Annotated in this window: 1 protein-coding gene; it reads right to left on the bottom strand. The window is 40.9% G+C overall.

The window, feature by feature from the left end; genetic code table 11:
- A partial coding sequence (locus tag ACEN4N_RS11550; protein ID WP_407094276.1) for a transposase occupies positions 1-291 on the bottom strand: 291 nt, incomplete at both ends.

Here is a 291-nt window from a genome sequence, read left to right as displayed (position 1 = left end):
CAAGCAGACTAATCATCATTCTGACATGATTTTCTAAGAAGCGTGGACTATCTGTTTTATCGAAATAAAAGCCACCTTTCGCTTCTTTGATGAAATTCTCCATTGTCCCTCGCTTGCCGTAAAGAGAGAATATGACTTCAGGTGAGACATTATCGGATAGATTAGTCACAATGAATGCGTGTTGAAAGAGGAGTTCTCCTGCTTCACGGATTGATCGAATACAGACACGACGGGGTTTCGACCATGATTGTGCTTGATAAGGCATTGAAAAATACTGAACTTCCCGATCTT

This window comes from Ruoffia sp. FAM 20857 (assembly GCF_045528645.1).
GTDB classification, from domain to species: Bacteria; Bacillota; Bacilli; order Lactobacillales; family Aerococcaceae; genus Ruoffia; species Ruoffia halotolerans.
This window is presented reverse-complemented; position numbering and strand designations above follow the sequence as displayed.